The sequence below is a fragment of the Flavobacterium sp. genome (genome assembly GCF_028712645.1).
Classification (GTDB): domain Bacteria; phylum Bacteroidota; class Bacteroidia; order Flavobacteriales; family Flavobacteriaceae; genus Flavobacterium.
In genome coordinates this window covers 1-4360 of record NZ_JAQTPQ010000278.1, presented here as the reverse complement: position 1 = coordinate 4360, position 4360 = coordinate 1, and the positions used below count along the sequence as shown (strand labels likewise).

The 4360-nt window shown below is 33.0% G+C and carries 3 protein-coding genes and 1 pseudogene; all 4 read right to left on the bottom strand.

What is annotated here, in order from left to right:
- Nucleotides 1-306 (bottom strand): annotated as a pseudogene (locus tag PHC28_RS16125) (hypothetical protein); the annotation flags it as partial.
- A gap of 7 nt (nt 307-313) precedes the next feature.
- Entirely contained in the window at nt 314-1381 is a 1068-nt protein-coding gene (locus PHC28_RS16120) for a carbohydrate-binding family 9-like protein (RefSeq protein ID WP_300103076.1), read from the bottom strand.
- Between the two features lie 8 nt (nt 1382-1389).
- Nucleotides 1390-2355, bottom strand: coding sequence for a glycoside hydrolase family 130 protein (locus tag PHC28_RS16115; RefSeq protein WP_300103073.1), 966 nt, complete (start codon nt 2353-2355; stop codon nt 1390-1392).
- A 59-nt stretch (nt 2356-2414) separates the two neighbouring features.
- Complete coding sequence (locus PHC28_RS16110) at nt 2415-4292, bottom strand: sodium:solute symporter family protein (protein WP_300103070.1); 1878 nt, start codon at nt 4290-4292, stop codon at nt 2415-2417.
- Nucleotides 4293-4360: the final 68 nt, after the last annotated feature.

Below are 4360 nucleotides of genomic sequence, written 5' to 3'. Positions count from 1 at the left end.
CATAGTCATAATCCAAGTATGCACTTTCAAGCCTTCTTTAGTGGCTACTGGAACTAATTTTTTTAATAATTCTGGATCAGCATTGGTGTTGATTAATACTTCATCGATTCCGCCGTCTTTGTATTTTTTGAACTCTTTGCTATAAGATTCATTGCTTCTTTTAGCGTCAGCTGTAATCCATACACCAAATTTAAATGGTGTTTTAACATCAGTAGTTAATTGTTGGCTTCCAACTTCTTTTTTGCTAACGCATGAAATAATACTTAATGTAAATACAAAAAATAATAACTTAGGTAGTAGTTTCATCGTTTTCTTAGTTTGATATAATTTTACCATCTTGTTTAATAATTAATGTGTTATTTGAAAAAGGACTTCTTACTGAAATATTAAACCCTGTTGAATGATTTTCTAAAACAAGTTTTAAAATTTTATTGTCAACACTAATGGTTTCTTTAGTAAGATTGGCTAAAGATTTTGCCCACACTTTGTGTTTTTGATAATATTCTTTTTGAGCCCTGTATAAAGTATATAATTCCCATTTCACTTTTTCATCCTGCGGAATCGTAAAAGTATCTTTTCCTTCTTTCGAAGAAAAATAAACATAACCCCATTTCTCAGGTTCGTGCATATTAATCACACCTTGTGGCGACCAAACCCAATTATACTCTGGCAAAAATTTACCTTTTGTATCTTTTTTACGTTCGTATTGACCGTCAATAATGGAATGTTGCCAATTGACTCTAGAGAAATTTACTCTCCAAAATTTATTTATTGGAACATTTTTATCAAAATAGGAAGTTTTATAGGCTGCCCATGGAATGGCCATTTCTAACATCCAACCTTCATCGGTATCGTTTGGATTATTTAATGTTCCATTAATTTTAACTGACGATTTTAACCCTGGAATGTTCCAATCGTTTAAGACAACGTTGTCATTTTCTCTGTAAGGTTTTGTTAAAAATAAATCCCAAGCTGTATTTAACGCATTTATTTCCAATTCATAATAATTAAAAGTATCACCATCTGGATCGATGAAAACTTCAAAATCATTGTTATAAAAAATAATGGTATCTCGCTGTTTTAAGTTGGCCCAAACGTTTGGCTCCTCCATTTTAGCTAAGATATAAAAGTTATTTTCGTCCCAAAGCATTTTCACTTTTGTGTTATACTTTGGTTTGTCGATACCTTCAATATCAATAAAAGGATCAGACCAATCTACTTTTGACCACGAAACATCAGACTCATCACCATCGATTACAATTTTATCGACAGTTTTATAGGCAACATAGCTTTTGGGAATAATTCCTTTTTTGGATTGGGCACAACCAATTATCGAAATAAAACCTAAAGTAACTGTTAACCATTTCAATTTTACAACCATATTTTATCTTATAAACTATTATCTTTTGTAAATTGAATTACTTCACTTAATTTACCAAATGCCATCGCTACAACAGTATCTGCAGCACCGTAATATACGGCTAATTTATCTTCTTTTATGTCATGTAAAGCAGCACAAGGAAAAACCACATTAGCTACATCACCCACTTGTTCGTATAGCTTAGCTGGCCCTAATAAATAAGGTTGTGTTCTGTATTTGACCTTATTTGGCTGATCTTTATCTAAAATAGCTGCACCCATTGCATAACGAAAACCGTTACAGGTATTAATCACTCCGTGGTACATCATCAACCAACCCTCATCAATAAGAATAGGAATTGGGCCTGCACCAACTTTGGTACATTGCCAAGCACTATCTTCAAAAGGTGTTGGTTTCATTACCAAACGGTGTTCTCCCCAATATTTCATATCTGGACTATAACTAATCCAAATATCGCCAAAAGGCGTGTGACCGTTATCGCTCGGGCGACTTAACATTGCGTATTTTCCGTTAATTTTTTGTGGAAATAAAACCCCATTTCTGTTGAAAGGCAAATAAGCATTTTCACATTGAAAAAATTCTACGAAATCAAAAGTATAGCCAATTCCAATAGTTGGTCCATTATAGCCATTACACCAAGTAATCCAATAACGATCTTCGATAAATACCACACGAGGGTCATATTTATAGGCTGATTCTATCATTTCAGTATTACCAGCTTTCATTTCAATTGGTTCGTGATTAATATCCCAATTGATTCCATCTTTACTAAAACCAGCAAAAATATTCATTTGCACGGCTTTGTTATCACATCTAAAAACACCCGCAAATCCGTCCCCAAAAGGAACAACCGCACTATTAAAAATACTGTTTGATGATGGAATAGCATATCGGTCAATAATTGGATTTTCTGAATATCTCCAAATTACTTCGTTACTATTTTCAGGTCTTTCTTGCCAAGGAATTGTGCTCACTCTATTTGATTTATTTGTTAAACTTAATTTTACAACTTTCGGGTTTATTTTTAAAAAAATTAATCTGCAATTTTTCGAACTTTATCTAGCCAAGTATATTTTAAAATAATCGAAGTAGCCAAAAATACTACTAACGAAATTATTGCTTTTGGATAATCTCTGATAATGAAAAATACAGGCAATACAATCATACTTGATTGCCAAACAATTCCGATAACGCAGTTGAGCATATCTTTCCAGAAATCATCGTTTTTTTCAAAATTTTGATTTTCACTTTTTAATATATTATAAACTGGTTTCCAAAAACCCCAAGGTCTTACATTGGTATAAAATGATTTTAACACTTCCATATCGGTTGGTTTGCTTAGAAAAGTTCCTAAAATACAACCCAAGGTAGAAAAAGCTAATATAACTGGAAATAAATAAATGGCTTGCATTCCTGAAATGGTATGCAGTAAAGTTCCAGGTGCAAAATTTGCTTTGTTTTGATCTAAAACAAACTCTAAAGAGGCAACTACTAATCCTGAAAACATTCCCCAAAAATAGCCCCAACCATTAAATCGCCACCAAATCCATTTTAAGAAATTGGCTGCTACATAACCCCCAAATAAAGCACTTGTAATCCATAAAGTTAAGGAATTTATCGAATCGGCAAAGAAACCCATAAAAACACCTAATCCTACCACAATAAAAGAAGCGATTTGACTTATTTTGATATAGTGTGCACTGGTTTCGTTGGCTTTGAAATATTTTTTATACAAATCATTTACGATATACGCTGGTCCTGCATTTACAAATGCGGAAAATGTTGACATAAAAGCCGCCAATAAACCAGCCAATAATAAACCTTTAATTCCCACCGGAATGTGAAGATTAATCACTTTTGGCATTATTACTTCTAGGTCAGCTCCAGTCAAATGAGGATTAGCAGCCATTTCAGGAGCCAAAGTCACTAAAGCAATAACAACAATTCCTGCAATTAATAAATATCTTGGAATAAATAAAATTAGGTTCGTAAACCCACTCATATAAGCCGCTTCTTTAACCGATTTGGTCGAAAGAATTCGTTGTAAATCATAACTAGGTGTTGGTCCAGCAATACTTGCAAAAAAACCTTTGAATAAAGACATTCCTACCAAAGAACCAAACATTTTGTAGCCTTCGGTATCTATCAAATTATTGAAAGCTTGGAATTTATCGCCCCAATGTGATCCTAATTCAGCAGAGAAAAATACATTTTTCCATTCTTCTGTAATAACCGAATTAATTTGAACATCAGTATAATTGATAAAAGCGTAGCTTGCAACTAGTAAACCTGAAATTACCATAATTCCATATTGCAAAACCTCTGTTGCAACTACCGAAAACATTCCACCTTTGATGGTATAGATTGTAGTTAAAAAGATGATAAGTAAAGCATAGGACTGTTCCGAATTTAACAACATCAAATCTCCAAAATGCAAGGCTAAATCCCAAGGTAAAATAATGGTCATAAACTTCCCGATTCCTTCAAAAAAATAAGCTATGAAACCAATGGTTGAAATAATAGCAAAAACAGCTACTATGATATGCGAAGCTTTCCCCGCTTTGTCATTACCAAAACGAGTTAAAATCCATTCGGATCCTGTCATCGTATTGGATTTACGAATCCAAACAGCCAAGAACATCATCACAAAAATTTGATTCCATATAGGCCAAAGCCACATAAAAAAGAAACTTTTTACTCCATATAAAAACAATACTCCAACCATCCAAGCCGTTCCAGAAACGTCGAACATCCCCGAACCATTACTCAACCCAAGATAGTACCATTTTATAGAATTTCCTCCTAAAAAATAATCATCTAATCCTTGAGAGGCTTTTCTTGAAATCCAAACTCCAATACCTATTGTTAATAGAATATAAAAAACTATTATTGATACATCAATACTATTCATTAATTTGCTATTTTATTTGTTAAACCCCAACTTTTATTGGGTTCAGACCCCATAACAAAATGCAAAAT

Coding starts and splice junctions, on each gene's coding strand:
- PHC28_RS16120 (WP_300103076.1), bottom strand. CDS start 1,381: ATGGTTGTAAAATTGAAATGGTTAACAGTTACTTTAGGTTTTATTTCG.
- PHC28_RS16110 (WP_300103070.1), bottom strand. CDS start 4,292: ATGAATAGTATTGATGTATCAATAATAGTTTTTTATATTCTATTAACA.